Source organism: Spirochaetia bacterium, from assembly GCA_022482625.1.
GTDB lineage: Bacteria > Spirochaetota > Spirochaetia > Sphaerochaetales > Sphaerochaetaceae > Pleomorphochaeta.
This window is the reverse complement of sequence record JAKVOU010000001.1, coordinates 3,309,005-3,335,354: the sequence shown is the minus strand read 5'-3', so window position 1 is coordinate 3,335,354 and position 26,350 is coordinate 3,309,005. Positions and strand designations below refer to the sequence as shown.

27 protein-coding genes and 1 tRNA gene are annotated in these 26,350 nt (G+C 42.8%); 15 read left to right on the top strand and 13 right to left on the bottom strand.

The window, feature by feature from the left end; genetic code table 11:
* The first annotated feature begins 105 nt into the window (after nt 1-105).
* From ispD to LKE40_15140, 3 genes are all read left to right on the top strand, one after another.
* A complete protein-coding gene (ispD, locus tag LKE40_15150) occupies nt 106-822 on the top strand; it encodes a 2-C-methyl-D-erythritol 4-phosphate cytidylyltransferase (protein ID MCH3918765.1) in 717 nt (238 codons plus the stop codon).
* 2 nt (nt 823-824) lie between these two features.
* Nucleotides 825-1,883: an NAD(P)-dependent oxidoreductase gene (locus tag LKE40_15145; protein ID MCH3918764.1), complete on the top strand. Its 1,059-nt coding sequence runs from the start codon at nt 825-827 to the stop codon at nt 1,881-1,883.
* A gap of 349 nt (nt 1,884-2,232) precedes the next feature.
* Nucleotides 2,233-3,015, top strand: coding sequence for a LicD family protein (locus LKE40_15140; GenBank protein ID MCH3918763.1), 783 nt, complete (start codon nt 2,233-2,235; stop codon nt 3,013-3,015).
* Nucleotides 3,016-3,105: 90 nt separating this feature from the next.
* Here LKE40_15140 and LKE40_15135 read toward each other — a convergent pair whose 3' ends face one another.
* Together LKE40_15135 and LKE40_15130 are read right to left on the bottom strand one after the other, a co-directional pair.
* A complete protein-coding gene (locus LKE40_15135) occupies nt 3,106-3,513 on the bottom strand; it encodes a hypothetical protein (GenBank protein MCH3918762.1) in 408 nt (135 codons plus the stop codon).
* Entirely contained in the window at nt 3,467-4,438 is a 972-nt protein-coding gene (locus LKE40_15130) for an oligosaccharide flippase family protein (protein MCH3918761.1), read from the bottom strand. The genes LKE40_15135 and LKE40_15130 overlap by 47 nt, the downstream gene beginning before the upstream one ends.
* A 663-nt stretch (nt 4,439-5,101) precedes the next feature.
* Between LKE40_15130 and LKE40_15125 the strand changes: the two genes are divergently transcribed.
* Both LKE40_15125 and LKE40_15120 read left to right on the top strand, forming a co-directional pair.
* Complete coding sequence (locus tag LKE40_15125; protein ID MCH3918760.1) at nt 5,102-5,455, top strand: hypothetical protein; 354 nt, start codon at nt 5,102-5,104, stop codon at nt 5,453-5,455.
* Nucleotides 5,430-6,026 carry a hypothetical protein gene (locus LKE40_15120; protein ID MCH3918759.1) on the top strand — a complete coding sequence of 199 codons (597 nt, stop codon included), beginning with the start codon at nt 5,430-5,432 and terminating at the stop codon, nt 6,024-6,026. Before LKE40_15125 ends, LKE40_15120 begins: the two co-directional genes overlap by 26 nt.
* Here LKE40_15120 and LKE40_15115 read toward each other — a convergent pair.
* From LKE40_15115 to LKE40_15075, 9 genes are all read right to left on the bottom strand, one after another.
* Nucleotides 5,993-7,150, bottom strand: coding sequence for a glycosyltransferase (locus tag LKE40_15115; GenBank protein ID MCH3918758.1), 1,158 nt, complete (start codon nt 7,148-7,150; stop codon nt 5,993-5,995). The two genes, LKE40_15120 and LKE40_15115, sit on opposite strands and share 34 nt — an antisense overlap.
* Nucleotides 7,147-9,603, bottom strand: a complete 2,457-nt coding sequence (locus tag LKE40_15110; GenBank protein ID MCH3918757.1) for an MMPL family transporter — start codon at nt 9,601-9,603, stop codon at nt 7,147-7,149. Before LKE40_15110 ends, LKE40_15115 begins: the two co-directional genes overlap by 4 nt.
* Nucleotides 9,596-9,763 carry a hypothetical protein gene (locus LKE40_15105; GenBank protein ID MCH3918756.1) on the bottom strand — a complete coding sequence of 56 codons (168 nt, stop codon included), beginning with the start codon at nt 9,761-9,763 and terminating at the stop codon, nt 9,596-9,598. Before LKE40_15105 ends, LKE40_15110 begins: the two co-directional genes overlap by 8 nt.
* A gap of 36 nt (nt 9,764-9,799) precedes the next feature.
* Nucleotides 9,800-10,732 (bottom strand): JAB domain-containing protein, encoded by a 933-nt coding sequence (locus LKE40_15100; protein MCH3918755.1) that lies wholly within the window; start codon nt 10,730-10,732, stop codon nt 9,800-9,802.
* 46 nt (nt 10,733-10,778) lie between these two features.
* On the bottom strand, nt 10,779-12,098 hold the full coding sequence (locus LKE40_15095) for a hypothetical protein (protein MCH3918754.1): 1,320 nt from the start codon (nt 12,096-12,098) through the stop codon (nt 10,779-10,781).
* 225 nt (nt 12,099-12,323) lie between these two features.
* A complete protein-coding gene (locus tag LKE40_15090) occupies nt 12,324-12,953 on the bottom strand; it encodes a phage integrase SAM-like domain-containing protein (GenBank protein MCH3918753.1) in 630 nt (209 codons plus the stop codon).
* A gap of 108 nt (nt 12,954-13,061) precedes the next feature.
* Nucleotides 13,062-13,134 (bottom strand) — tRNA-Pro (locus tag LKE40_15085).
* Between the two features lie 99 nt (nt 13,135-13,233).
* Nucleotides 13,234-13,641, bottom strand: a complete 408-nt coding sequence (locus LKE40_15080) for a hypothetical protein (protein ID MCH3918752.1) — start codon at nt 13,639-13,641, stop codon at nt 13,234-13,236.
* Nucleotides 13,613-14,947: a hypothetical protein gene (locus LKE40_15075; protein ID MCH3918751.1), complete on the bottom strand. Its 1,335-nt coding sequence runs from the start codon at nt 14,945-14,947 to the stop codon at nt 13,613-13,615. The genes LKE40_15080 and LKE40_15075 overlap by 29 nt, the downstream gene beginning before the upstream one ends.
* A 330-nt stretch (nt 14,948-15,277) precedes the next feature.
* Between LKE40_15075 and LKE40_15070 the strand changes: the two genes are divergently transcribed.
* Entirely contained in the window at nt 15,278-16,057 is a 780-nt protein-coding gene (locus LKE40_15070; GenBank protein ID MCH3918750.1) for a TatD family hydrolase, read from the top strand.
* On the opposite strand, the gene LKE40_15065 is transcribed toward LKE40_15070, so the two are convergent.
* Nucleotides 15,984-16,373 carry a hypothetical protein gene (locus LKE40_15065; protein MCH3918749.1) on the bottom strand — a complete coding sequence of 130 codons (390 nt, stop codon included), beginning with the start codon at nt 16,371-16,373 and terminating at the stop codon, nt 15,984-15,986. The genes LKE40_15070 and LKE40_15065 overlap by 74 nt on opposite strands.
* Nucleotides 16,351-16,836: a hypothetical protein gene (locus tag LKE40_15060; protein ID MCH3918748.1), complete on the bottom strand. Its 486-nt coding sequence runs from the start codon at nt 16,834-16,836 to the stop codon at nt 16,351-16,353. The genes LKE40_15065 and LKE40_15060 overlap by 23 nt, the downstream gene beginning before the upstream one ends.
* 121 nt (nt 16,837-16,957) lie before the next feature.
* On the opposite strand from LKE40_15060, the gene LKE40_15055 reads away from it, so the two are divergent.
* The 9 genes from LKE40_15055 to tsaB all read left to right on the top strand — a co-directional run bounded on the left by LKE40_15055 (nt 16,958) and on the right by tsaB (nt 26,213).
* Nucleotides 16,958-17,956, top strand: coding sequence for a class II fructose-1,6-bisphosphate aldolase (locus LKE40_15055; GenBank protein ID MCH3918747.1), 999 nt, complete (start codon nt 16,958-16,960; stop codon nt 17,954-17,956).
* 256 nt (nt 17,957-18,212) lie between these two features.
* Nucleotides 18,213-18,767 (top strand): translation initiation factor IF-3, encoded by a 555-nt coding sequence (gene infC, locus LKE40_15050; protein MCH3918746.1) that lies wholly within the window; start codon nt 18,213-18,215, stop codon nt 18,765-18,767.
* Between the two features lie 80 nt (nt 18,768-18,847).
* Nucleotides 18,848-19,045: a 50S ribosomal protein L35 gene (gene rpmI, locus LKE40_15045; GenBank protein MCH3918745.1), complete on the top strand. Its 198-nt coding sequence runs from the start codon at nt 18,848-18,850 to the stop codon at nt 19,043-19,045.
* A gap of 15 nt (nt 19,046-19,060) precedes the next feature.
* Nucleotides 19,061-19,420, top strand: coding sequence for a 50S ribosomal protein L20 (gene rplT, locus LKE40_15040; protein ID MCH3918744.1), 360 nt, complete (start codon nt 19,061-19,063; stop codon nt 19,418-19,420).
* 22 nt (nt 19,421-19,442) lie between these two features.
* Nucleotides 19,443-19,913 carry an ATG16 family protein gene (locus LKE40_15035; protein MCH3918743.1) on the top strand — a complete coding sequence of 157 codons (471 nt, stop codon included), beginning with the start codon at nt 19,443-19,445 and terminating at the stop codon, nt 19,911-19,913.
* A gap of 553 nt (nt 19,914-20,466) precedes the next feature.
* Entirely contained in the window at nt 20,467-23,520 is a 3,054-nt protein-coding gene (locus tag LKE40_15030) for a DUF4981 domain-containing protein (protein MCH3918742.1), read from the top strand.
* 362 nt (nt 23,521-23,882) lie between these two features.
* Complete coding sequence (locus tag LKE40_15025; protein MCH3918741.1) at nt 23,883-25,127, top strand: tetratricopeptide repeat protein; 1,245 nt, start codon at nt 23,883-23,885, stop codon at nt 25,125-25,127.
* Entirely contained in the window at nt 25,096-25,518 is a 423-nt protein-coding gene (gene tsaE, locus LKE40_15020; GenBank protein MCH3918740.1) for a tRNA (adenosine(37)-N6)-threonylcarbamoyltransferase complex ATPase subunit type 1 TsaE, read from the top strand. The genes LKE40_15025 and tsaE overlap by 32 nt, the downstream gene beginning before the upstream one ends.
* Complete coding sequence (tsaB, locus tag LKE40_15015; protein ID MCH3918739.1) at nt 25,515-26,213, top strand: tRNA (adenosine(37)-N6)-threonylcarbamoyltransferase complex dimerization subunit type 1 TsaB; 699 nt, start codon at nt 25,515-25,517, stop codon at nt 26,211-26,213. Before tsaE ends, tsaB begins: the two co-directional genes overlap by 4 nt.
* Nucleotides 26,214-26,350: the final 137 nt, after the last annotated feature.

The window sequence follows — 26,350 nt, the reverse complement described above, 5'->3', positions numbered from 1 at the left end:
GGCAAATTAAACATCTAAAAAAATAACAAACATGTATTAACGAATAAATAACAACTTCATTAATATATGCGTGTTTTCAATTCTCGTTTTAAACAGGAGGTAGCTATGAATAGTGCGCTCATTTTTGCTGGTGGATCTGGTAGGCGAATGAATACAAAATCTAAGCCAAAACAGTTTCTTCAATTATATGGCAAGGAAATACTTGTTTATACCATAGAAAACTTTCAGAAGCATCCGGAGATAGATAACATAATCGTGGTATGCAAAGAAAATTGGATTCCCTATTTTAAAGAGTTGCTTGTGAAATATAAACTCGACAAAGTCAAATGGATTGTGCCAGGGGGATCGACAGGACAAGAATCTATTTATAAAGGACTTCTTGAACTTAGCAAACATGTTGAAAAAGATACTATAGTCCTAGTGCATGATGGAGTTCGTCCCTTTGTTGATGCTGAATTGATTTCCAAATGTATTTCTTGTACACAAGAACATCATTCAGCTATAACCGTTGTTCCCGCGGTTGAAACCTTTATCCAATTGGATGGAGAAAAAGTAGATTCAATAACAGATCGAAGTAAATGTTGCTTGGCACAGGCTCCACAGTGTTTCTTCCTAGGTGAATTGCTTGCTACCCATGAACAAGCTCGAAAAGAAGGTCATGGAGAAATGATTGACTCTGCTTCATTGATGAAAAACTATGGATACCCCTTATATGTTGTTTTTGGAAATTATGATAACATTAAAATTACAACACCGTCTGATTTTTATGTTTTTCGAGCCTTGTACGATGTGCGAGAAAATCAACAGATATTTGGTATATGATTATGAATAATATGCAAGTCAAACATGATATTGAAGAAATAATTCAAAATACAAACATTTTGCAGCCCTTTAACGGTTCTTCAATATTTGTCAGTGGATCTACCGGGTTAATTGGAAGTATGTTTATCAGAACAGTCTTGACATCAAATATACAAAACAAGACAGACATTACCATAATTGCACATTGCAGGAATAGTGAAAAAGCAAAGAAACAGTTTTCAGATTTCCTTAATGATAAACATTTAGTTTTCTGTGTTGGTGACATAACTTCACCTATTACCTATGAGGGAAATGTAGAGTATATTGTACATGGGGCTAGTTCAACATCCTCTAAGTTCTTTGTTAATTCTCCTGTCGAAACTATTGGGACAACTCTTCAGGGAACAAAAAATGTTTTAGATTTTGCTAGAAAGAAGTCTGTAAAAAAGATAGTATTTCTTTCCTCTCTTGAAGTATATGGAATTCCAAACAAAATCGCAGTAACAGAACAAGACGCTGGATATCTTGATTGGACAAAAATACGTAGTTCTTATTCCGAAAGCAAGCGTATGGCAGAATGTCTTTCTTTGGCTTTTTATTCAGAATATAAGGTTCCTGCTGTTATTGTCCGTCTAGGGCAAATAATAGGTTCAGGCTTTGATGACTCTGACCAACGCGTTTTCGCCCAGTTTATACGTGCTGCAGTACAAGGACAGTCAATAGTATTGAAAACAAAAGGTGATTCTCTTCGAGATTACTGCTATATAACCGACGTAATTGAAGGGCTATTGCTTATTTTATGCAAGGGACAGCCAGGAGAAATCTATAACCTTGCAAATGAGGCAACAACTTGCTCTATTGCTGATGTGGCACAGGAAATTGTGGATTTAAGTGAAAACAAATTTTGCAAAAGGATTTTTGACCTTTCTGAATCTGCAGAAAAACTAGGGTATAATCCGACGATGAAGATTCAACTTAAAAGCGACAAATTACGTGAACTCGGGTGGGTTCCAAAAGTAAGTTTACAAGAAGCAATAAAAAGAATGATAGTTTATTATAGAATACAAAGAAATAATAAATAAACATAAAGAAAGTCAAAATCGGGGGAAAACTTATAGTTAGCATGGATTCTAATACACAGTTGGTTACTGTTCCCCCTTTTAGGCTTACAAAAGAAAGATGATAACAAAATAAGCATCACCAAGAAATATAGCAAAAGTAATCAATCGTTAAAATCACGGAAACTGTAAATTTTAGAATTGCAAAATAGCCATGACCAAATATTCTTTCAGGCAAATTAAAAAAGGCCTAATGACCAAGCAAAATTTTAAGCTGTTCAGTTGATTTTTTTCCAATTCTCATCGATTATGTTAGAAAAATGTTAGCATTTCGGAGTTTATAGTGGGAAAAAAATATATATCAACTGATAAGATGAAAGAAATTGAATTGGATATCCTCAAGCATTTCAAAAAATATTGCAATGAACATAATCTTACCTTTTACTTAGCTTATGGAACATTATTAGGCGCAGTCAGACATAAAGGGTTTATTCCTTGGGATGATGATATTGATGTCATAATGCCTAGGCCTGATTATGATTATCTTATTGAAAACTATGTTGATCCAACTGGAAAATACTCATTCATTTGTTTTGAGAACAACAAAAACTATTATCTTCCGTTTGGAAAAATTATGGATAACAGAACGGTGCTAGATGAGCATTTTCGCTGCAATTGTCTTCTTGGTGTATATATCGATGTTTACCCAATTGACGCTTGTCCTAAAGGGTGCCTAACCAAAGAAGTAGATAAAGCTAGGCGGTTTTTTAGTTGGGCTCATGAACTTACTTATAAGCAAAACGATACTTTCAAAGAAAAATTAGCAATAACAGGGCTCAACATTATTTCATTTTGGGCTTCAACTCCATATTTAATGGGTAGAATGGTTAAAACAGCAAGAAAAACAGGAAGCTACGACACCGCAGAAAGAGTAGGTATATTATCTGGTTCACTTGGTAATCTTCCAATGGGAAAAAAACTTTTAGGAAAGCCCATAGATATGGCCTTTGAAGATACACAAATGCCTATCCCTCGAGGTTATGATGAAATACTAAAAGGATGGTACGGGGATTACATGAAATTACCGCCAGAAAACAAAAGAACAACAACACATACAAAACATACTGTTTGGTGGAAAGAACAAAATGTGCAGTAGTTTTATTCTTGTTTTTTAGTTTTCTTGTATTTGATCATCGGCCGGAAGTATGGATAACTCAGAACCAGAGCTGCCAGCAGAAGGAATACATCAACTGATACAGAACCAATGGTTGCATAATAGGAAACTATACCGGCCGATAGCAAATAGAATAAGATCCTTTTTACGTTCATCCTGAAGTGATTTTCTATGGAAAGCCAAATCAGCTTGATTGAGGCAACAAGGAAAAAAGCCAATTGCCGTAGTAACAGCTGCACCTACTGTCCCGAACCGTGTCACCAAAGGCACGATGATACAGAGAACCGTCACAGTACCTACTACAGTAGAAATCAATATGGGCATGCTGTTTATCGAATTGCCGAAGACACCTTCCAAAATCGTGCTGAAACAGTCAAACAGGAAGGCAACCGTACAGACAGTAATCAACGGCATGATTCCTGAATAAGCAGAATCAAGGTAATAAGGAATCACCAGATGGATGGCAGGAATGAAAAGCATAAGGGTACAGGCAAAAGTTATCAGTACCTTGTTCAAGCGTGCCCTGGAAAAAAGCACGCCTGTTGCTTGCTTCTCCTCGCGTGGAGAAAGCAATTTCCTGCCATGCTACCAGCAGACCATTTGCAATCGTAGGTATTGCACGGGCAAAATTCAGAGCCATGGTATACATGCCATTTTCTTTTGAACCAAGGATCTTGACGATGATAATACTTGAGTAGTATTTCATAACCCAGGTTCCAATGGCTGCAAAAGCCAAAGGGAAGGCAAATTTCAGCATTCTAACCATCAACACAAACTTGATATACCTGAACCGGAATTTCGGGATGATATGTATTCTGCTTTCAAGATAGATTACCTGAACCAGATAGGCAATCCCAGCAGAAATGAAAATTGCATATGCTCCCAAGCCCTTCCAAACCAACAGGACAAGAGAACAGACAAGATTGGTAATATGGAAAATTGAGAAGCCAATCGTATACTCCCGTTCTTTGTCCATGCCTCTTGTACAATTAAGGAAGAAAGCACTCAAGGTAAAAGCAATACCATAAAACAAGCCGGCTTTAGGATATGGAAACGTAGTTATTCTTTCAGTAACAAAAACGGTCAGGAATAAAAACCCAAGGCAGAAAGCCTGAATCAAAGCACCGCTGTATATGGCACTTTTCTTAGATTCTTCATCCTCGTATTCCACGCCATACATAAACCTCAGCATTACCGTATGTATGTTTAGAAAACCCACAGTAGTCAAAAGGATCATCAAGGTCATCGACAGTTCATAGTTACCATAATCAGCAGGAGAGAGACAACGGGAATATAATGGAATCAATATCATAGTAACGGAAATTGAGACCAATGTACCTATTGAATAAATCAACGACTTCTTTGCAATGTTTCGTCTTTCATGCTTGGTTTCATGCTTGGCCATAGCTCATAGCATTACATAATTTGCTCAAATTATTCTAGAGGGAATTCACTAATAGTTGTGTACAATTTGCAGATTTATCATCTACGTTTTTTCTATATGTGGTTTTCATGAATCTTCATCCTTGGGAGTAACGTTTTTACCAAGACGGTGTTATTATGCTATGGTTTATACGTTGTATCATTGCAATGTCAGGTCATAGGGATATTTTATAATCCACAAGGAATTATTTGCTTTATAAAACCGTAATGACAAAATACCATTGCAATTATATGGCACATCTTATAGGATTGTTCAGACCGAGGTTAAGGTAGCCTGGAAGGCATATGATACAGAACGACTTGAGAAGTTGCCAGGTGTATGCTGAAGTCTCGATAATTGTAAATTGAACAGTAGGAGCTATCGTGAAAGGTGCTTTTTTTTATGTAGATGCAGGAATGGGTCATTACACACCGGCAACAGCACTTGCAGATACATTCAAGGAAATGGGAAACGAAGCAGAAGTCCTGAATCTATTGGTAACCTGCAATTCTCCCTTCTGGAATTGGTACTGTAAGAAAAGCTGGCGCTTCCAGCTCCATCATCCACGTTTTGAGTATATACAACATAGTTTTTGGGATACGAAGATAAGTGAAGTCCTTATGACGTTGGTTGTAAGGCTCCATCATGGCATGGGTGTCTCTTTTCTTGCTTGGTATAGAAAAGAAAAACCTGATTTTCTTCTTTGTACCAATTTTCCTGGGAGGTGTAGTACTTCCGACTTTGGTAAAAAAATATCATCTGCCTGTCCCTGTATACATCTATGCCGCAGATGCCTTCAATAATCCGATTTCCGGTACAAACAGGAATATTGACATACTTTATGTACCTACAATCCTTGGAAGAGAAAACTGTATCAGAAATGGCCAGCTTCCTTTACAGGTACGTGTATGTCCATTCCCACTCAAAGCAGATTTGCAGAAGTTCACTCCTATGGACAAGTATGCAGGCAAGAATGAAATTAGGATTGGAACCGGATAAATTTACCATTCTGCTCAATCTGGGTGGCGAAGGAATCGGGGATACTTCATTTGTACAGGAAGTATGCAAGCTTGGGCTAGACTGGCAAATTGTCGTATTGGGTAAACTCAGCATAACCACATCAGCAAAATACAACACGTTTGTCAAGCATCATCCGAATTTTCATCTGAGTCGTCCTGGTTTCGTGCACAACATGGGAGAATACATCTGTGCCTGTGATGTCCAAGTAGGGAAAGCCGGTGCAAACTCTTTGATGGAATCGCTTTACCTCAAGCGTCCGTTCATGATTTCGGAACTGTTATATGCTGCTCTTTCCACAAAAGATTTCTTTGCAAAACATCATGTAGGCTGGGTAGAAAACAACGTCAAGAAACAAGTTGAAACTCTCAAAGCCTACAGCGAAAACAACAGCCAGCAACAGGTAATGGCAAACAATCTGCAACATCTGCCACTTCAATTTGACACAGAAGCATTCTGCAGGGAATTGATTGAGGAAACAATTTTTCTACAAAAAGAAAAAAACCAAGAAATAAAGTCTCAAGAAGCTCCATCGCGAATATATTCACGGTAAATAGCAAGTAATTTCTTGACGAAGTTTTCCTCACTGAATTTCTCCGCTGATGCAACAGCCATCTGTTGCATCATTGCCAAGTGCTGAGAATCATCAAGGCACTCTTCTACTACACGCACAAAGCTTTTCCAGTCATCAAAGTAGTAGCCGTTCTGGCCTTCTTCAAGCAACACTTCAAGGCATTTGTCACGTTTGCATATAATAGGTACACCAGAAGCACAGGCTTCATAATACGTCAGCCCCTGTGTTTCTGATTGCGAAGAGCTGACAAAAAGAGAACCTAACTGATAGTATTTCCATACTTCAGCAGATGGCACCGCACCAACAAAACGTACAGAATCGGACAAACCGAGTTCCTGTACCTGCTGTCCAAGACGTACTTTGTAATCTCCATCACCGACAACAAGCAATTTGCAACCTGGAATATCAATATGCGAAAAGTCAGTGATGGTTCCCTGGACATTCTTTTCCTTTGTAAGCCTGCAGATGGAGACAAGAATAAAATCATCCGGGGACAATCCATATTTTTTCAGCAATTGCTTCTTTTCATCAATGGATAACCGTTGCCTGAATTTTTCCAAATCAATGCCGCTGGGCAATATCTTTATTGGTTTGTCAATTTCAAAATTCTTAAGCATCTGGGCATTCTTTTCAGAAGGCGTAATGACAAGCTCAACGGTTTTTAGCTGGTAACGGATAACATTAGGTACTATGGTCTTCCAAATTTTCCTATTCCGTATGAAATAATCAGCATAAGCAGGGAAATCGGTATGACAGGTATGGATGATCTTGCACCCTGTTTCAGCAGCTATCTTCTTGGCAAAATTCATAGTGAAGAATTCACACTGTGAATGTATGATATCAGGTTTCCATTCGATGATATCACGTATCAGCGAATCAATATAATTAATGGAAAGCCAAGAATCCTTGTAGGGTTTCAATTTTGCAGCTCTGAGACGATACACATTGCCAGAAGTATCATAAAAAGATTTCTTACACTCAGATATAGTAAGTATCCTTGCATCATGTCCCAGTTTTCTCAGTCCTCGAGCCTGTGTCCTGATAACCTCAGCAACACCGGTTTCTTCTGGGAAATACATATCAGTCGTAATCAGCACTTTCATCCAATTGTCCTCTGGGCCTTTTTTTTCAAAAAATCAATGAAAATCAAGACCGAAGGAAGAATCAACAACGTCGCCAGCATTGAATTGAACAAAGCAATACTCATCAGAATCCCAAAGTAACGTATCGGCACATATTTCCCAAAGACCAACATCAGCATACCGGCGACAATGGACAAAGTCGTAAGTGCAATAGGCCTGCCTGTGGTTTCGATAGTATATCTGATCGTCTGCTTTTCAGAATAACTGGGAAACAGATGCTTGTTCTCCTTATAGTGAATCAAGAAATGTATGGAATCATCCACACCGGCTCCTATGGCTACATTCGCAAAGCAAATGGTTACCATATCAAAAGGGATGCCTAGAATATACATAAAAATAAAATTCATCATTATGGCTATGCCGACCGGCACAAGTGGATACAATCCCATCTTGAAGGACCTGAATGCCAGACTGGCGACAAGGAATACCAAAAGGTAAGCAAGCAGGGAAGAAAGGAACTGGTCATGCATCAGTTGATTGCTGAACAACATAGCACTTACGTTTGCACCTGAGACCGTAACTGAAGTCCCTGCAGGCAACAAAGGCAGACAGGCTTCAATGACATGCTTCAACCTTGTACTGCTGGCTATCGTCGTCAGATCCTTTGCTTGTGAATCAAAATTCCTGACAAAAAGTTCCGTGGTATTTCCGTCATCACTGATAATGCTGCTGATTACACTGGCCGTATCACCTTGCTGTTTTTCCAGCAACTCAATCATACGAAGGATAAAGTTAATCATTGCAGGATTATCAGGAATCCCGTCATGTCCCGAATACACCTTGTTGATATAGGATACGTAACCAGGAAATGACAGTATTTGCCGGACATCTGGACTCTTCATAATCTGGTTCTGGAAATTTTCAACTTCCTTCAGATTCTTGGCATCTTCAAAAAAACGGGTACTGCCTTTGGGTGCCGTCAATTTGATTATCTGGGGAGAGGTATCGCCTCCGATTCTCATTGCAAGGCTTTTTGAACTCTTGTACACAGGATCATCGGATGGAAAATAAGACATATAGTTCGAATTGACCGATACTTTGGCATAGGTCAGCCCAAAACCAACAACAATCAGGACCAACACAAGACAAAGCTTCCACCACTTCTCAACTACGGCTACAGCAAGTTTCTTGATGATTCTTGTAAAGAAACCATTCTCATAAGATTCCTGCTGACTTTGCGGTGGAATTCTCATCGAAGACAGCAAAATAGGAAGATATGTCAACGAAAGGAAGGCACAATAAACGATGCCAAGGGAAACTGCAATGCCAAACTGTTTCATTTCATCCGTATCTGAAATAAGCAAAGCCAGGAACCCCATTACCGTCGTTACTGCCGCCAAAACAATCGTCGACGAAATACGGGATGCCACGCAAGGAACAGAAACACACCCCTTGCCTCCCAATACCTCAGTATAATATTCACTAAGCATATGGATTGCATATGAACTGCCTAACGTCATTACCATGCAAGGAGTAATTACATTCATCAAGGTAATCGAATACCCAAGCAATTGCATCGTACCTATAGTCCAGATAATGCTTATGATTGACAGGGAAAGAGGAAGAAGCATACTTCTCTTTGCCTTGAATGACAGGTAGTAGACAAGTAAGATCATGAGGAAACAGAATGCAAGCAACACACCCAAATCATGCTGCAGATATTTGAACATAGCCAATTGTATAGGTGTTCCCCCCGTAACCGAAATAGTAGCTCCAAGATCCTGCAAAGGCTTGAGCTGCTGGACCAATTCCTGCAACCGTGCATCTCCGATTGATGAAATCTTGAAAGAGAACATGATGGCATCCAAATCATTGCTGATCAAGTTTTCCTTGACGATTCCATCAGCAGCAAGCCGTTTCCTGAATTCCAAAGCCTCTGCATCTGTCCAAGGTTGGTCCCCTTTATGAGGAGAAAGCGGAACAATGACCAATCGGCTACCCTTCTTCTGGACCGTATACATCGAGAACAAGGAACTGATGGAAATGACATCAGTTTGATTCTGCATGTTTTCCATGACAATCTGCAAGGTGGTCAGGAATACGGGAGTCAACAGATTCGGAGAATCAACAAGCACGACAAGGTTCGAATGTACCGGCTCATCAGCACCGACCTGTTTTATCCTTTTGGGATAGACATGTTCGGCTTCTGCAGAAAAGTCCTTAGGAATGGGTGTGTTTATGATGGAATCAAGGTCAACTTCTTTTTTGGACGGAAAAGAAAACTTTGTTGCATCGAAAGTCCCTGTTCCTCCCTCATATTGCAAATCACCTTTGACTGAATCAATGAGTTCACTGTAATTGGCATCTATTTTGATCTGGGAAGCATGATAAGCAAAGAAAACAGTCACCAAGATAATAAGAGCTAGGATAATCTTCTTATGCCGTTCCTGAAATTCAAAATATCTTTCAATCATAGTTTTCTTCAGCCTTATCGTTTGTTGCCACAAGTAATGGCAACCTTTTGCCCGCTGTAGTCGCTAATAAACTTGCAAACCAAAATGTTCCTGAAAATACATTCACTTTCCAATACATCTTTGTGAATGCAATGTTACAAATCAAGTCCACTATTGACATTGTTTATGCATCAGGAACAATCTGTCCATCCAAGTTTCAAAGTCTACTCTGCATAGTACTTGCCAACTCAGCTTCAGTCAACAGGCCAAGTATAAGTACAATAAAAAACCACACGTTCGCATGGTCTGCTTTCAGTTCATAGGCCTTGTATCCTTCGAGCTCGCGTATATACCGCCCTGTTACGTTGATATCAGCTCGGGAAGGGGTAATGTCACCACCCGGATGGTTGTGCAGCAGATAGTAGCCGTCGGCATTGGATGCAATCATGGCCACACGGACAGGTCCAAAACCCTCACCTATCGGCACAGCTATCGATGATGCTGACAGACCTGACGACATCGCAACTTGCCTGACTACCCTGTCACCCTTGACCATGATGACATGGAAGTATTCCAGCTTCGGGTTGCGATAGATCGAATACATCATGGCAAGCTCATCAGGAGAGTCAATCCTTGTTCCGAAGAAACTCACATAGCCGAATTTGTCCCATTGGTCTTTCACCGCCATGGGAGCCGGCTCTTCTCCTGACCAACCCTTTTCTTCCGTATAGTACTGCCGGACCTGTGGTTGGGGATAGGCATCCATGGAATCGGAGACTTCGGCCTTCAGGTCTCTCACGTCATCAGGACCATAGGCATTGCCCGGATCATCCTTGATGATCGGCATCCCGTCCACTATGTCGACATCGTCCTTGGAAAGCGACATGCCCTCATCGCCAAGATGCTTGACCAACTTGTCTACGGCCACATCCTTGCCCTTCAATGCTTCGGTACTCCGCAGTTCCTCCGACAGCTGAGAAGCGTTTTCCTGTACTTTTTGGAAAAGAAGGTCATTTTTCTGTTGTGTCAGCCCATACTTGTTGACAATATCGTCACGTGTGATAATATTGGAATCAGAGACCAGAGATTGTCGCTCCCCCAGGAATTGGACCTGCATGGATTCGGATCTGCTGGCTTTGTTTTTATTCACATGATGTATAATTCAGCCTCACTCACGGCCTTCCCAGGGACCCCCCCTACATAAGCACCGAAGCAGAGGCTTTTTCTTGATCAATATATCGTAGGGATCCATTATCTGCCCATGCCTTGATGTCCTTCTTCATCCGGCCATAAGCAGATGCAATCACATCTACATCGAGACGGTCAACTTTTCGTTCCATGTGCAAAGGGACTACTACAGGGTTTCCTTTCTTGTCTACTGCAGAAACAAGCGTAACAAAAGAACCAGGAACTGCTTTGTATGTCTTGGTATCTTTGTCACGTCTTACACTGTTGAATATTGCCAGTGGGTCAGACAGGCCATGGACAGCTTTTCTGATGATTCCGATGTCGATCGTGTCCCCATAAGGTGTTCCCTTACCTGCAGGTTTGCCTGGCATGGCAAGTACCTGGTTCACCTTGCTTTTGAACAGGACAAGAGGAAGGTCACCATAGCCAAGTTCGCGATACACCAGGGGAGTATGGGCATATGCAGTATAGTATTCGTTTGCCTTGTATCTTTTGTCAGTATCGTGTTTCTCTATTTGCTTGTCGAATTTATCAAGTGATTCTTGGTTCTCCTTGAAATTCTTCGGATTATAGTTGCGTTCGATGGTCTGGAACAGTATGTTGTCAGTACCAGGATTGAAGGTACCGGCATTGCCTGTTGCAGACTTGATCTGATTGGGTTCCTTGACGACATATTCATTCCAGTCCTCGTCCCTGTCCACTACATAGCCGTCATGTTCCTTCCAGAACCCATCCGATTCCGGATCATAGGATTTCCCTTCGGCATCATTGTAGCCATCATCAAGGAACACAGGATTCTTCATATCGAGGAAGACGGGCATGGCAGTCGCACCGTATTCTTCGGCACTTTGCCTGTTGGACGTAAAGAAGAATGCCCGCTCATGCGGACCCAGCTTGTCTTTCCTGAAGGTGTCGAATTTTTCTCCTGTCCCATGATACAGGACAAGCGGTTCACCGTTCTCATCGACTGCCTTTGAAAAATTGAACTTGCCTTCTGCCGCCAGCTTTGCTATAATGAGTCTGGAAGCTCCAGTTTTGGTATTACGGTTTGGATTTTTATCCATGTAATTTCGTACTTGGTTACCAAGCTGGAGTTTTTCTTTCACCTCGACCTCATGCAAGTAAAAATTATTTGAAGATTTCCTTTTGTTGACAACTACTTCGCAGATATACGATTCATTTCCAATGGTAATCGGAGCAGCGATCACAATGGCATCATAGCCCCTGCCTTTGTAATCTGCTGTTTCGCCGAGGATACGGCCATTCTTGATTACTTCAGGAACTGCATGAAATGCCACAGCCTTGTTCCGGCCGATACCATGAGCCAAGGATGATTGTATGCCCCTCCAGTTCAGGCTTACCGTCCCCAGGCCTATTAGTTCTGCTTAAAATATTCATCGACCTGTCTGACAAGTGTCTTCCCTTCTTGCTTCTTGAACTCCTCCCCTATCCCATGACACAGAACAAGTGGTTCTCCGTTTTCATCAAGGACTTTTGAGAAATCCCCTTGCAAAAGCTGCAGAAGTCGTCTATCCTTGATGGTAGAGAGACTCTCAGCTTGAGGGCGGCCGGACCTGGTTAGTCGAGACCGACAGGTTTTGAGGGATCTCTTTCTTTGTCTTCGTATAGTCAAAGTCGTAGTACACCTCACCTCGCTCCCTGCATCTGGCATACATCTGCTTGACCTTCTTCGCAGGGTCCTCCTTGATGAAGCCATGACGCCACCAGTAGTCGAACATCGTCTTCACTATGGACAGGTAGCAATTGGCAGACTTGTTTGAAAGTCCCTTTTTCTCTACAAGGGCATACTTCCACTCGTCAATGTCGTGGGTCGTGATGTCACATAAGTGTTTTGCTTTGAATGCAGGAAGGATGTACCGCAACAATGCACTGCGGGAAGACCTGATGAAGTTGTTTGAGAGGATACGGCCGTTACGCTCATGTTCCTTTATATAGGGGCACTTGCCAGGAAGCCACCAGTCCTTTGCATAGAAGGCGAACGTATCGGAACTTTCCGGAGCCATGCGCCCTGATGCTATAAGCTGATCGAGATATCTGGATGCTTTTGCTTTTGAGGTACATCCAGTGGATACCCACCGACGTTTTTCCTTACCGTCGGATACAACAGTGAAAATACCATAGTAAACGTTCTTTCGTTTGAATAACGTGTACAGACTTCTCATGCGTTTTACCCTACCTCTAAAAAATCTTTGTTAGCAGTTTTGTTAGCACTGCATTTTTAGATTAGGAGACTATAAAACGTAAGTCTATATATTATAAGGAACTAGTATTCGGATAGAGAGGATTTGAACCTCCGACCCCTTGGTCCCGAACCAAGTGCGCTAGCCCCTGCGCTACTATCCGATATTTGTAACATACGTGTGAGATAATATTTTCAACGTACATTAATGTCAAGTCTTATCATGTAAAAAACAGCCATGAAACACTCCTCCCTTGAGCAAATCAAAGGTTAATTCTGGCTCCTACCGTCAATTGTACGTCAAAATCAAAAGAAGAAGAAACATTGCCCTTGTTCTTGATTGCCACGAAATCCACCTGGGAATATGGTTTGACTGTATTTAAAAGAGAAAAGTCTCCATAGAATCCCAATACAGAAGTATATTCAATCGCGTCAAGATCCGTCTTGTCGGCATCAGGATTGGAAGTTGTCGGTGTAAAAACATCAGAGGTAACCGTGCGCCACAAGGTGTTAATGTTAAATGTACCATGAATCATATTAAAACTATTGATTTCAAATTTCCATTTGCCGTAACGTACGAACTTCTTATTCACATTGAACACAATGGCATCCCCGCCATACTTGTACCCCAGGAATTCCTTGTCATAGGAAATCCCAGTCAGTATCACCATCACTGAATACCCGTGTTGCAACGACAAAATTGATACCATAGCCATCCTGGACATCCTCACCGCTCTTACCTCTGAGATAAAGGTATGGAAGTGTATAAGCTCCTTCAAGTGACGTTATCTCCGTCACCTTGCCATACGGCTGGTAATTGCGCAAACCAAAAAGCACACCCCATGCATCCGGATAGTATGAACCAGACTTGGATTCAACGTATGGAACCGTATATTCATCCATAACACCTTGGAAATAAAAATTGGTAGTTCCAACAGTAAAGTCCAAATTAAGGGAAGCAATGGAATTGCAGTTCGCTTTCATAAAATAGCTATGGAAAACATTCATTGGATTGAGCACACTGAAGTCAAGGACGCCATCTTCATCGGCATACATAATGGCCTCGGCAATAGAAAGGTTCAGCTTGTCATGGAAAAGCCGCCATTCAAGCTTATGGGCCAGAAGCATTTCAAGACCTTCCAGCTCGTCATACTGGCTGTTGGTACCCTCATTACCTTTATAATTCATCTGATGAGGAAAAAATGAAACCAAGAAAGTAAACTTGAACGACTTCCCGAATACTGTATATTTTGCAATATTCTGGTATTTGAGATTATCGCCGATAAGAAGATTCCCCGTCTGTCCCGGTCCCCAATTCAAACGGTCTCGGCCAATCTCTACGTTCCAATAGTCCGTACCGAACGAAGTATAGGCATGGTAAGGTATGTTTGCATCAACTTCAGTCAACGCCATGCCAAAGGCACCTGGAATATTCATGGAAAAATTTGAAGTTCCGAACGCCTTATAAGCCCATGTAGGGCCATATGAGAAATCAGTCTGTGCATATAATTGATCAGCAGCATAAAAACCGATATCTACACTAGCTGCAGGCTGTTGCTGCATCCACCCACGGAACCATTGTTCCCGTAGCGTAGTTTCATCACCATAACGGCCAGAAAAATCTTCGGTATTCTCATGTAGATAAGCTTCTGGATTAAGATAGGCATTCAGTTTGAAGCCTACTCCCTTTCCTGCATATGAATGGGCATCAAGCACCTCTCTGACATAGGCATAGGTAGCTTTCTGATCGGCATCCATCTTACTTGTGTCAATTTTTTGAAGCATGCCCTCAAGTTCAGCTACACTATAGGAGGCGGTCTGTGAAGGTAAGGCAAGGCCCTGTCGGACATAAAGGATATCCATTGCTTCCTGGCAATCTGAAGTAACAGGAATAATCTCCTGTTTGTTCGATGCAGCTGAAAACACACTGGAAGAAGCAACAGTTACTAAAAACAAAAACAGCGCCTTACGTTTCAAACAGGGACCCCTTATAGACATCTGATGCCCTATAGTATAGGGATATCATAATTATAATGCAATATGAACAGTTTTTTGTATAGTCTGACAAGACCTGCATGATGGTATCACATCTCAGGTTATCATCCGATACTATATTCAGGAGTTTTTCCAGTCACGATGTAAGAGGACAAACACTTCAAGCACCATCTTGTTACAGCGCATACCACATATCACTTCTTTATTTTACAATCCTGCCAGTCCTTCACACTTTCATGACATTACCATATGCTGTCAACATGAACAAAAAAGAAAAAGGAATTGCAGAACTCAACAGTATGTTGGAAGGGAATGAATTGCCCTTTCATAGACAGCCATTTCCATTGCAACAGCATTGCAAAACATAAAGATATTGAAGAAATCCTCACAAAGATGGAACACTCAGGATTTGCCGGCGGCATTGACGTAGGTACTGACTGCGATGATTTGCCTGAACGGGAAAAGCTCCTGAAAAAGCATCCGTCTATCCGTCTTAGTGCCGGTATCGGCCCATGGGGTCTGCTTGACCAGCGCTCCACCAATGCACAGCTTACAGTACTCAAAAATAACATTACTACAGAGAAAATTGTTGCAATAGGAGAAATCGGCCTGGACAATCACTGGGATTATGGCAGCAGGGAACTGCAGGAAGAACTCTTCATCAACCAGCTGGAACTTGCAGAGAGCCTGAAACTTCCAATTATCATTCATACCAGGGATGCTGATGAACAGATGATTGCAATACTGAAGGAAAGGACCTTTTCTTTCTCCGGAATCGTCCACTGCTTTTCCAGCAGCCAAGAACTTGCAAAGACCGCATTGGACAAAGACCTTTACATATCCTTTGCAGGTCCCATTACCTATGCAAAAAACACAGCACTGAGAGAAATCCTAGGGCAAATCCCTCATGATAGGCTATTATTGGAAACAGACGCCCCTTACCTTTCTCCCGAACCATTGCGCGGAAGTTACAATACACCACTTAACATCCCATTGACCTACAGGACTGCTGCACAAATCAGAAAAGTTTCTCTTGAACAGCTTGCAGAGACAGTTGTAACCAATTTCGGAACCCTCCTTGCAGGTCGATGACTTTTTGATGCAGCAAGGAATCCCCATCTTTCAAAGAAGCAAGAAAATCAGGAAGGTCATCAGCTACTATGGCACTGAGCGCCGAACGAGGAACACTGGCATACTGGTACTGTCCGACACAGAACTGCAGGGATGTATCACTACTTGATAGCAAAGAAAGCAATTTGCTTCCCGTAACGACTACCGTGGCGACATTTTTCTGTCCGATGGTATGAGCCAGGTCATCTGCATAGACTTGAAGCTCATCACCTTCACAGTCAATCCGTGTCAGCCCATCTGTGCCGAAGGCAGCTTCAAAGGCATCGGCCTTTTCCAAGCTGCCGGTCCAAGCCTTTGCTGTCTATCAGATATATGGGGTCGCCTTTATAGTGCAGCCAATCAGCAAGTTGCTTCCACCCATCGTCTTCACTTCCTCGGTCAGCGACGACGGAAGCACCGTCAAGGCCCTTTGCTAGTGAAACAATCTTCGTATCGACAGGCAACTGGGATGCAGTCCTGGACACCAACGGGGAAAGCACGACAAACAAATCCCGCCGCGTGACTTTTTCTTTCCACGGTTCATCCATCGAATCAAGTTCAATGACCTTTTCAGACATTCCCCTGGCAAGCAGTTTCCTGCGTATGGCCCCCTGTTCATGGGCAATGACAGCATCATTATATATGCTGTCCGTAACGATGAGAATCCGTGGCATAAAACAGCTATAATAAACAAAGCACGCTATAAAAATTCCCAAAGGAACAAAAACAGCTACACATGGATGTCGATCGGCAGGTTTCATGCGGAAAGTCTAACAACAGCCGTATTGATAAGTCAATAAACCTATGCTCCTTGTTGACCGAAAGTACACAAAGAGATAACATTGTGGACGCAACAAAACAAAAACCATCAAGGAGTAAACAATGACATCATACAAAGAACTTGGTCTTGTCAACACAAGGGACATGTTCGCAAAAGCTGTCAAAGGTGGCTATGCCATCCCGGCCTACAACTTCAACAACATGGAACAGCTGCAGGCTATCATCATGGCCTGTGTCGAAACGAAGTCACCTGTAATTCTTCAAGTCTCAAAAGGCGCCAGGGATTATGCCAACATCAACCTGTTGAGGAACATGGCTAGAGGTGCAACAGAATATGCCAAGGAATTGGGCTGTGCAATTCCAATCGTGCTTCATCTTGACCATGGTGACAGCTTCGAAACTGCAAAGGAATGTATTGACAATGGATTCTCTTCCGTCATGATTGACGGTTCCCATTTCCCTTATGAAGAAAACATCGCACTTACCAAGAAAGTCGTTGAATATGCACACAAATTCGACGTAACCGTGGAAGGTGAACTGGGTGTATTGGCTGGCATCGAGGATGAAGTATCTGCAGAACATTCAAGCTATACCCAGCCTGCCGAAGTCATAGATTTCGTCAGCAAGACCGGTGTTGATTCCCTTGCAATCTCAATCGGTACAAGCCACGGAGCCAACAAATTCAAGCCGGAACAGTGCACACGCAACGCTGACGGCATCCTGATTCCGCCACCGCTGCGCTTTGACATCCTTGCAGAAATTGAAAAGAAACTGCCAGGATTCCCGATTGTCCTGCATGGGTCTTCTTCCGTCCCACAGGAATTCGTCAAGATGATCAATGATCATGGCGGGAAACTGAAGGACAATGTCGGAATTCCAGAAGAACAGCTGAGGAAAGCTTCAAAGAGCGCAGTCTGCAAGATCAACATCGACAGCGACGGACGCCTTGCCATGACAGGGACCATTCGTCGTATCCTTGATGAACAGCCAAGTGTATTTGATCCACGCAAATATCTCGGACCAGCCCGTGAAGCCCTTAAGCTTATGTACGAACATAAGAACAAAGACGTTCTTGGCAGTGCAGGACATGCTCTTGACTAACCAGGACTGATGCTTCTTGAGGCGTTGTCTTTCCTTGGACAGACAGCGCCTCAAATTGTCCGGTATCAATCAAAGAATTTGCATGCCATACTGCCAATGATACCGAAATAGTCAAAAAAACCAGCTAAGTACAGGATTTACCCTCGACATTTCTAGTAATTGCATGTTACTATATTATCCAAGTCAGTATGGCTGATACATAAATTAATTAAGATTAGCAAACAGTGTTTGTTTTGAACAAACACACAGGAGTTCGATGGCAACAAAGGATTTAAGAATCAACAGACAGATTCGTGCAAGAGATATTTTCGTCATTGATGCTGAAGGAGTTCAGCGCGGTGTAATGAGTACTTTCGACGCAATCAAACTGGCAGAAGAAGAAGGGTTGGACTTGGTGGAAGTATCGCCGAATGCAAAACCACCCGTATGCAAGATACTTGATTTCGGCAAATATAGATACGAACAAGAAAAGCGAATAAGAGAAGCCAAGAAAAACCAAACTGTCGTGAAGATCAAAGAAGTAAGGATGCAACCTAAGATTGAAAAGCACGACATGGAAACAAAGAGCAAAGCCATCGGGGCTTTTCTTGCAGAAGGCAACAAGGTAAAGGTAAGCATCAGGTTCAGAGGAAGAGAGCTTGCACATACGGAGCTGGGCCGAGTAGTGTTAGAAAAGATACTTGATACACTGACTGGATATGGTGTATCCTATAATATAGACAGGCGTCCCGTAATGGAAGGCAAGATGATGAGTATGACAATCTCTCCTATCAAGGGCCCTTCGGTAAAGAAACCTGTTGAAAATGGATAAAACCTTATCCGTATGGATAAGGAATTAATGTTGCTCCAAGGGGGCTTGTTCCTTGTGGGCGCAGATATGAGGTACGAAAAATGCCAAAGATGAAAACAAGAAAGGCCGTTGCAAAACGGTACCGTGTAACTGGTACTGGCAAAGTCCGCTACAAAAAGCAAGGACTTCGTCATATTCTTACTAAGAAGTCTACCAAGCGAAAGAGAAATCTTCGTCATTCCGGTATTCTTGATCCGAAAGCAGCAAAGACCGCCAAGGTTATGCTGCCATACAGTTAAGGGAGGAATGAGAAAATGCCGAGAGCAGTAGACGGAACAAAAAGAAAAGACCGAAGGAAGAAAATCCTTAAGCAGGCAAAAGGCTACTATGGACGTCGTAGCACGAACAACCGTGTAGCAAAGGATGCTGTTGCAAAAGCCGGACAATATGCATACCGGGGTCGTAAGGAAAGAAAGAGAGATTTCCGCAAACTGTGGATTGCAAGAATCAATGCTGCAGTTCGTGCTGAGGGTCTCAATTATTCCCAGTTCATGCACGGCTTGAACAAGGCTGGTATTCAGATCAACAGAAAAGCTTTGTCCAATATGGCTATTGAGGACAAGACTTCTTTTTCAGCCTTGGTCAATCAGGTAAAAGTTGGGTTGTCAAAGTAATACCAGCAAGGAGGGTAATTCAATGGCATCATTGACTGATCAGATAGAGCAACTGGCTCTTAGAACAAAAAAAGCAGCAACACTGATTACAATGCTCAGAAAAGAAAATGCAGACCTCCAGGAAGAGAAGGATGCACTTCAGGCTGAGTACAACAGGTTGCAGGCTGATTATAATTTCGTCAAGACGCACAATGCAGAACTTGAGGAATCTATTCTCAAATATCAGGAGCAGGAAGAACTCATTACTCAGAGTATTGCAAGTTCTTTGGAGACTCTCGATTCCATTGATGGGTTGGATGACATTGATTTCTTGGAAAATCAGAATGCAGAACTTGATGCTGCTGATAATTATACAGCAGGAGACGCACTTAACAGTGACACCGTTGAACTCAATGATGCCATGCTTGATGGTGAAATCAAGGATGCTGACGATGACTCCAAGGGAAAAGTACCCGCTGGAGACATTCCTGTAGAAGAAGACAAAACTGTCTGAAGCTACAGTACTGTCAACTGACAATCTAGGACGGACCGGATTACCGGTCCGTTTTTCTATGACAGTCCTGATCGATTACGTCTCGGGTCATATTACGGTTCTCCCTATGAAATAGATTCGTCAATGGCCCTATTTCCGATGGTAAGCCAATGCATATGTCCGCTCAAGTATGAAATCATACTTGTCACTCCGAGAACTGGAATCCAGAAACAATGTTTTCATTTATGACGCAACGTCAGTCTACTTTCTTACGGTCAAAGTGGCCTATTGCAATTTCCAGCCAAATTCTGGCTGATAACAACAGATGACTTCAAGCTACTTTTATAAAGTTGGATCCGTTTATATTTTCCTCTGCCAATATCTTTTCAACAGTAGTCATGAGATATAGAATTGTTTTACAGCACTGAAGGCAATAACATATTAGCAACTATCCTAGGAGACATACGAGTACTATGGCAACAAAGACTGATCTTTCCCTGTGTTTTCAAATTTTCCTACACTACAGGTATTCTGACAGAGGACAGCTCTGCGATACAGCACCAAGACTTAGCGTATGGCAACCTATCTGCTTGATTTGATAGAGGGAGAAGACAACATGTTCGATGCAAGCTGGTTTTCATCGTTGGAACATTTCAATGAAGGCACGGAAAAAATATGTGCAGATCCCTATGACAGGCGAAAAGTCACCATCCTGGCAGACGGATGGCAAGTAGCAATATACAGGAACCCGTCAGAAGTTCCAGAAGCTGTATTCGCAGGACAGATTCCTGCAAAACTGAGACCAGTCCAAGTCCCTGGAGAACTTCAGTTGCAAGATTTTGACATGCCTCAGTATGTCAATACCCAATATCCATGGGATGGAAAAGAAGCATTGGTCCCTCCAGACATACCGAAGCATGACAATCTGATTGCAGTCTATTGCAAGAGTTTCATAGCAAAACAAATACAAGCCACCCATATCACTTTCGATGGAGTCGAAAGCTGCATTGCACTTTTTCTCAACGGTACGTTCATCGGCTACAAGGAAGATGGATTTACACCTTCAGTCTTCAACCTCACCCCACTTCTTAGAAAAGGGAAAAACATCATCAGCTGCATTGTTGCCCATTACACCACAGGAAGTTGGTTAGGTGATCAGGATTTCTGGCGTTTTTCCGGTATCTTCAGACCGGTGTATCTTTCCTTTCCGAACCAAGACAGGATCAACGACATCTTCGTACGTCCGTTGTTGTCAAAGAACCTGACGGACGGAACATTGGATATTGAAACTGAAATTCTTGGCAACCAGGCCAAAACCATAGAAATCCGGCTCAGTGAGGTTGCCGACCTTTCCAGCTGCATCAGTGAAACACAATTGGCTCATACGGAAAAGACTTATCCTACCCGCCTTGGTCGATACACTGTCTCGGAAGGAACCAATACATTTCCAACCTTCCATCTGTCCAACTTGCTTGCGTGGAGCAGCGAATCACCTATGCTCTATGGCATCAAGCTGCTGCTTATCGATGCCCAAGGAATGACATTGGACACAAAAGAAGAAGAGTTTGGATTCAGACGTATCGAGATTGACGACGGCATTATGAAATTCAACGGCACACGATTGGTTTTCCATGGTATCAACAGGCATGAATTTGCACCGGACAAAGGGCGTGCAATCGGGACATCAGACATTATCCGGGACCTCCTGCTGCTGAAGGAACACAATATCGATGCCATTCGCACTTCACATTATCCCAACCAAAGCCTGTTTTATCGGCTGTGTGACCGCATGGGTTTCTACGTCATCGATGAAGTAAACATGGAAACGCATGGAACAGGCATCGATACTTATGGGCACTTGACTCAGGACCGTCTTCCGGGAAATCACATGGAATGGGAACCATTGGTCTTGGACAGAGCAAGAAATATGGCTATGCGAGACAAAAACCATACCTCTATCTTACTTTGGTCATGCGGAAATGAAAGCTTTGATGGACCGATACTCATGGAAGAAAGCAAGTGCCTGAGGAATCTTCATGACGGACGGCTCATCCATTACGAAAATGTACGTTTTGATTCTCCATACAGGGAAATCAGTGACATAGAAAGCCAAATGTACACAAAACCACAGGATGTCGCAACTTTTCTTAACATACATGGTGACAGGCCTTTTATCCTCTGCGAATTCTGCCACGCAATGGGAAATTCTTGCGGTGGGCTGAAAGCATATACGGACCTTGAAGACAGATATCCGGCTTATCAAGGAGGATTCATCTGGGATTTCCGTGACCAGGGACTTGCTCTGATTCCAAAGAGCAGGAAAGTTTACAGCGGAACCCATGGGTTATACCCTACCGATGAAGATTTCTGCTGCAATGGCCTTTTCTTTGCCGACAGTGATAAAAGTGCCAAGGCCGAAGAGGTAAAGAAACTCTATAGCCCGATCAGGATTATCATCGAAAAAGACAAGGTGCTGATCGAAAACCGCAGGTCTTTTACCGATACCTCCGATCTCCGCTTCATCTTTTCCTATCGGCTTGACGGGAAAGAAATCCAGAGCACCTGCATCAACAGGATAATATTACCCCGCCAGGAAACTGTCGTCAGGCTTGATAAGATCCCCCAAGTACAGGAGAAAGGGGAACTTGTGCTCTGTGTAAAGGCACAGCAGGCAAGAAGACGGGGTTGGCTGTCTGCAGGGCATATCATCGTCTCATCATCCCTTTCGCTGTCAGACAAAGCAGGAAACCCTTGCTTTGTTGCAATCAAAGACAATGAAGCATTGCCTTTGATCATCGGCAAAGATAATGTCGGTGCACAGGCAAACGATATACAGTTTCTTGTAAACAAACTGCACTATGGCAGTCTTACTGCCATTCTGACAGCACAGGAAAACATTCTGAAGCTTCCGATTTCACTTGAGATATGGAGAGCCCCGACATCAAATGAATTGGCAAACGGCAGTACGATACGCTGGGAAAAATACAAATGCGCTTCCCTCTATCGGAAGGTCATTGATTTCAAAATCTGGAAAAATCACTGTATGTCAATCGTAGATATGGCAAGTATGAAATGCAGCTTGGATTTCTCATTTGCAAGCAACGGCAGAGCAATGATAGAAATCAAGATACTTGACCGTGGAGAAGGCTTTGGCTCCGACATGCCATGCTTTGGAATCAGCTTTGCGATGGACAAACAATATGACCATCTATGCTACTATGGCAACAAGACCTGCGAGGCCTATGCAGACAGAAAGGAATCGTGTGAACTCGGTTACGGTGAAGAAATCGTAGAAGACCAGGCATTGCCCTATATGTATCCACAGGAAACAGGGAACAAGACTGACATCAGATACATCGAAATTGTAAACAAAAAGGGAAAAGGTCTCAGGATTACCTGCAACAGCATCTTTGAGACTTCCGTCTTGCCATGGTCATGTCACGAAATCGAGGAGTCCAGACATCTGGAAGACCTACCAAACCACAGTTACAATGTCGTACGGATCATGCATGGCAGCTGCGGCATCGGAGGCGATGATACCTGGGGAGCCCCCGTACATCCCCAATATCTCTATCATGGGCCTAAGGAACCTTGGAAAGTCTGCTTTCAGATAATCAGGGAAAAATAAAAATAAAAAGATACAGGACCTTTTTCCTTGTGTTGCTTCCCTTTCTGCAATACCCTGCAGGGAAGGAACTCAGATTTTTTGTTTTTCCTCTATGAAACTCAAGAGAAATACTGTATAGTACAGCTGGATGGGCTTCAGGCCCAAGAGATATATTTATATTTGCTGACACGTGGTACGGTAGAGAGGCGCTAGTCTCTTGGCTCAACCTACATGTAAGGGACACGGCATAGTGCGACTGCATTGCTCCGACTACCGTCGGAACAGAATTTCGCACCAACTGGTTTCCCACTTGAACCCAACGGTTCAAGAGCTTGCTTCCTCCGTACCACTTTTTCTGACAGCTACCAAGGAAACAGAACACAATGGATATGAAACATGACCATTTGAGGGGAATAGTGTACATCACTCTTCCTGCAAGCATGGAACAGGATATCGGCAATCTTCACATCAATCCGAGTATTCCGCTTCCAGTCCAGCTTCCGGACGGACAGGAAGAAATTGGATCGGACGGCATTACCATCGAAATGATTGTTGCAGCAATGATAAAAATCGTTGCCTGGCAACCGGAAAACAAATTCTATAGCTACTACAAGGATTTCATCCTGGCTGCCCAGCCTGATTGCGTAGAGGAACTCAACATTGCTGCCATTGCAAAGGAAAAAGGCAAGAATTATGATTTCAGCGAAGAGCTTTTCCTTGCTGTAAACCATTTGCTTCCGCAAAGTACCACATATATCAACCTGGCTACCCATTACTCAACCAGGGCAACGGCAGAAAAGGAAGCTGGCAATTCGGAGACTTTTGATCTTTATCAGCAGAAAGCCTTGGATACACTGAAAGAAGGAACGGAACGTTTTCCTGAAAATCCAGATTTACTGCGTGAGATTGGGTATTTCCATGTCTACCAGAACAATATAGATACAGCCAGGGATTATCTGGAAAAGTACCTTGAGTTTGCAGACAAGGATGACAAGCAGAGAGGACATGTAAGCCATCTGCTTGATGACATCCATAGCAAAATCAGCAACGACACGAAACTGCTGCAGTCCTATGATGAAATTCAGCTCTGCCATGAGGAAAAGGCCCTTGAGTTACTCAATGAATATCTGAAAGAAAATCCAAAGCTATGGAATGCACATTTCCTGAAGGGCTGGGCACTTCGTCGTCTTGAAAGATTCGATGAAGCACGGGAAAGTTTCTATACCTGTCTGAAACTTGGCCAGAAGAACGGTGAAATCTACAATGAATTGGCAATCTGTACCTTGGAATGCGGAGAAAGGGAATTGGCAAAGACTTACCTCAACACTGCCATCGACCTTGACAAGGGAAATGTAAAGCTTCTGTCCAACCTTGCCTATCTTTGCCTAAAAGACAAGGAATATGACATGGCAAGGAAATTACTTGAAAATGCCAGGGCAGTTGACCAAAGGGACCCGGTGGTCATACAGTTGAGCAAGGATTATTGCAGTGCCACCGGTGACAGACTTTCCGATCCTATCATTGAAGAAGTCGTTGATGACGAAACATTGAAAGAAGCAGAAAAGCACCAGGAAGGGCACCAAGGAGAAGACAAGGATGAGTGTGTTCATCAGCAACAGTGCAAATGAGACTGAAAAGCTTGGTGAAAAAATCGGAGACAAGTGTACGCAGGGTCTGGTGATTTCCCTAAGAGGAAGCCTTGGAGCCGGCAAAACGGTCATTGCAAAAGGAATTGCCCGTAGCCTTGGCATCAGCGAAGCTATCGTAAGCCCGACATTTACGTTGGTCCAGGAATATGAAGGACGATTGCCCCTCTATCACATGGACCTTTATCGTCTCTCAGGAGATGATGAATTTGAAATGATCGGAGGAGAGGAAATGCTCTACAGCAAGGGCGTTACCTTGGTTGAATGGTCCGAAAAGATTGATGACCTACTCCCTGAGAATACTGTTTTCGTTACATTGGAAATACAGTCGGACCAATCAAGGAAGATTGAAATAAGAGGTTTGGAACTATGAGAATATTGGCAGCTGATACCAGCACCCAGCTAATGCATCTGGCTCTGGTTACTGAAAAGGGAACATCAAGCCTATGCAGGGATGATGGCATGCACCATAGTGAAAACCTGCTCCCCTCAATCCTGGACTTGCTTAAGGAACAGGAATTAAAGCTCAAAGACCTTGACTTGCTTGCATGCACAGCCGGACCTGGTTCATTCACTGGCCTACGTATAGCCATGAGTGCAATGAAAGGCATCAGCAGTGCAACTTCAATACCATTGGTTTCTGTTTCGACAATGGATCTGCTTGCTTCCTTTACGACATTCTTTTCCGGTATTACAGTAACCGCAATCGATGCCAGGAAAAAGCGATTTTATATAGCCCTTTATCGCGGAGACAAGAGATTGACAAGGGACATGGATTGTCATGAGAGTGAAGTAGTCCAACTGCTAGGAGACAAGGAACCTGTACTCATCACAGGTCCAGATTCCCAGATTTTCCAGCAGAAACTTATCGGTGCTGGCGTCGAAGCAAATCGCTTGTCACTTGATGATACGCCAAAGGATATCGGCGTCCAGCTCGCACATCTGGCAGAAAGACAATTCAAGGAAAAAGGCGCAGATGAAACGGGAACAGGTCCCGTCTATGTCAGGAAGAGTGATGCTGAAATAGCTCTGGAAAAGAAACTGCAGCAATTGAGAGCTGAAGGCTAAACCATAACCAAACATTTTCATAACCATATGAGAGGATGTACCGTCAGTTCGGTCATCCTCTTTTTGTGACATTGTCGCTTTTCTTTTTGCATTTTCGATGCTACCCTATAGCTAAGAACAATGAATAGGGTCAAAGG

Coding starts and splice junctions, on each gene's coding strand:
- LKE40_15120 (MCH3918759.1), top strand. CDS start 5,430: ATGAAATTAGGATTGGAACCGGATAAATTTACCATTCTGCTCAATCTG.
- LKE40_15105 (MCH3918756.1), bottom strand. CDS start 9,763: ATGTCAATAGTGGACTTGATTTGTAACATTGCATTCACAAAGATGTAT.
- LKE40_15135 (MCH3918762.1), bottom strand. CDS start 3,513: ATGCTTTTCATTCCTGCCATCCATCTGGTGATTCCTTATTACCTTGAT.
- rpmI (MCH3918745.1), top strand. CDS start 18,848: ATGCCAAAGATGAAAACAAGAAAGGCCGTTGCAAAACGGTACCGTGTA.
- LKE40_15055 (MCH3918747.1), top strand. CDS start 16,958: ATGACATCATACAAAGAACTTGGTCTTGTCAACACAAGGGACATGTTC.
- LKE40_15110 (MCH3918757.1), bottom strand. CDS start 9,603: ATGATTGAAAGATATTTTGAATTTCAGGAACGGCATAAGAAGATTATC.
- LKE40_15145 (MCH3918764.1), top strand. CDS start 825: ATGAATAATATGCAAGTCAAACATGATATTGAAGAAATAATTCAAAAT.
- LKE40_15070 (MCH3918750.1), top strand. CDS start 15,278: ATGAATTGCCCTTTCATAGACAGCCATTTCCATTGCAACAGCATTGCA.
- LKE40_15090 (MCH3918753.1), bottom strand. CDS start 12,953: ATGAGAAGTCTGTACACGTTATTCAAACGAAAGAACGTTTACTATGGT.
- LKE40_15125 (MCH3918760.1), top strand. CDS start 5,102: ATGGCATGGGTGTCTCTTTTCTTGCTTGGTATAGAAAAGAAAAACCTG.
- LKE40_15030 (MCH3918742.1), top strand. CDS start 20,467: ATGGCAACCTATCTGCTTGATTTGATAGAGGGAGAAGACAACATGTTC.
- infC (MCH3918746.1), top strand. CDS start 18,213: ATGGCAACAAAGGATTTAAGAATCAACAGACAGATTCGTGCAAGAGAT.
- LKE40_15115 (MCH3918758.1), bottom strand. CDS start 7,150: ATGAAAGTGCTGATTACGACTGATATGTATTTCCCAGAAGAAACCGGT.
- LKE40_15130 (MCH3918761.1), bottom strand. CDS start 4,438: ATGGCCAAGCATGAAACCAAGCATGAAAGACGAAACATTGCAAAGAAG.
- tsaB (MCH3918739.1), top strand. CDS start 25,515: ATGAGAATATTGGCAGCTGATACCAGCACCCAGCTAATGCATCTGGCT.
- rplT (MCH3918744.1), top strand. CDS start 19,061: ATGCCGAGAGCAGTAGACGGAACAAAAAGAAAAGACCGAAGGAAGAAA.
- LKE40_15035 (MCH3918743.1), top strand. CDS start 19,443: ATGGCATCATTGACTGATCAGATAGAGCAACTGGCTCTTAGAACAAAA.
- LKE40_15060 (MCH3918748.1), bottom strand. CDS start 16,836: ATGAAACCTGCCGATCGACATCCATGTGTAGCTGTTTTTGTTCCTTTG.
- LKE40_15025 (MCH3918741.1), top strand. CDS start 23,883: ATGGATATGAAACATGACCATTTGAGGGGAATAGTGTACATCACTCTT.
- ispD (MCH3918765.1), top strand. CDS start 106: ATGAATAGTGCGCTCATTTTTGCTGGTGGATCTGGTAGGCGAATGAAT.
- tsaE (MCH3918740.1), top strand. CDS start 25,096: ATGAGTGTGTTCATCAGCAACAGTGCAAATGAGACTGAAAAGCTTGGT.
- LKE40_15140 (MCH3918763.1), top strand. CDS start 2,233: ATGAAAGAAATTGAATTGGATATCCTCAAGCATTTCAAAAAATATTGC.
- LKE40_15080 (MCH3918752.1), bottom strand. CDS start 13,641: ATGGTGATACTGACTGGGATTTCCTATGACAAGGAATTCCTGGGGTAC.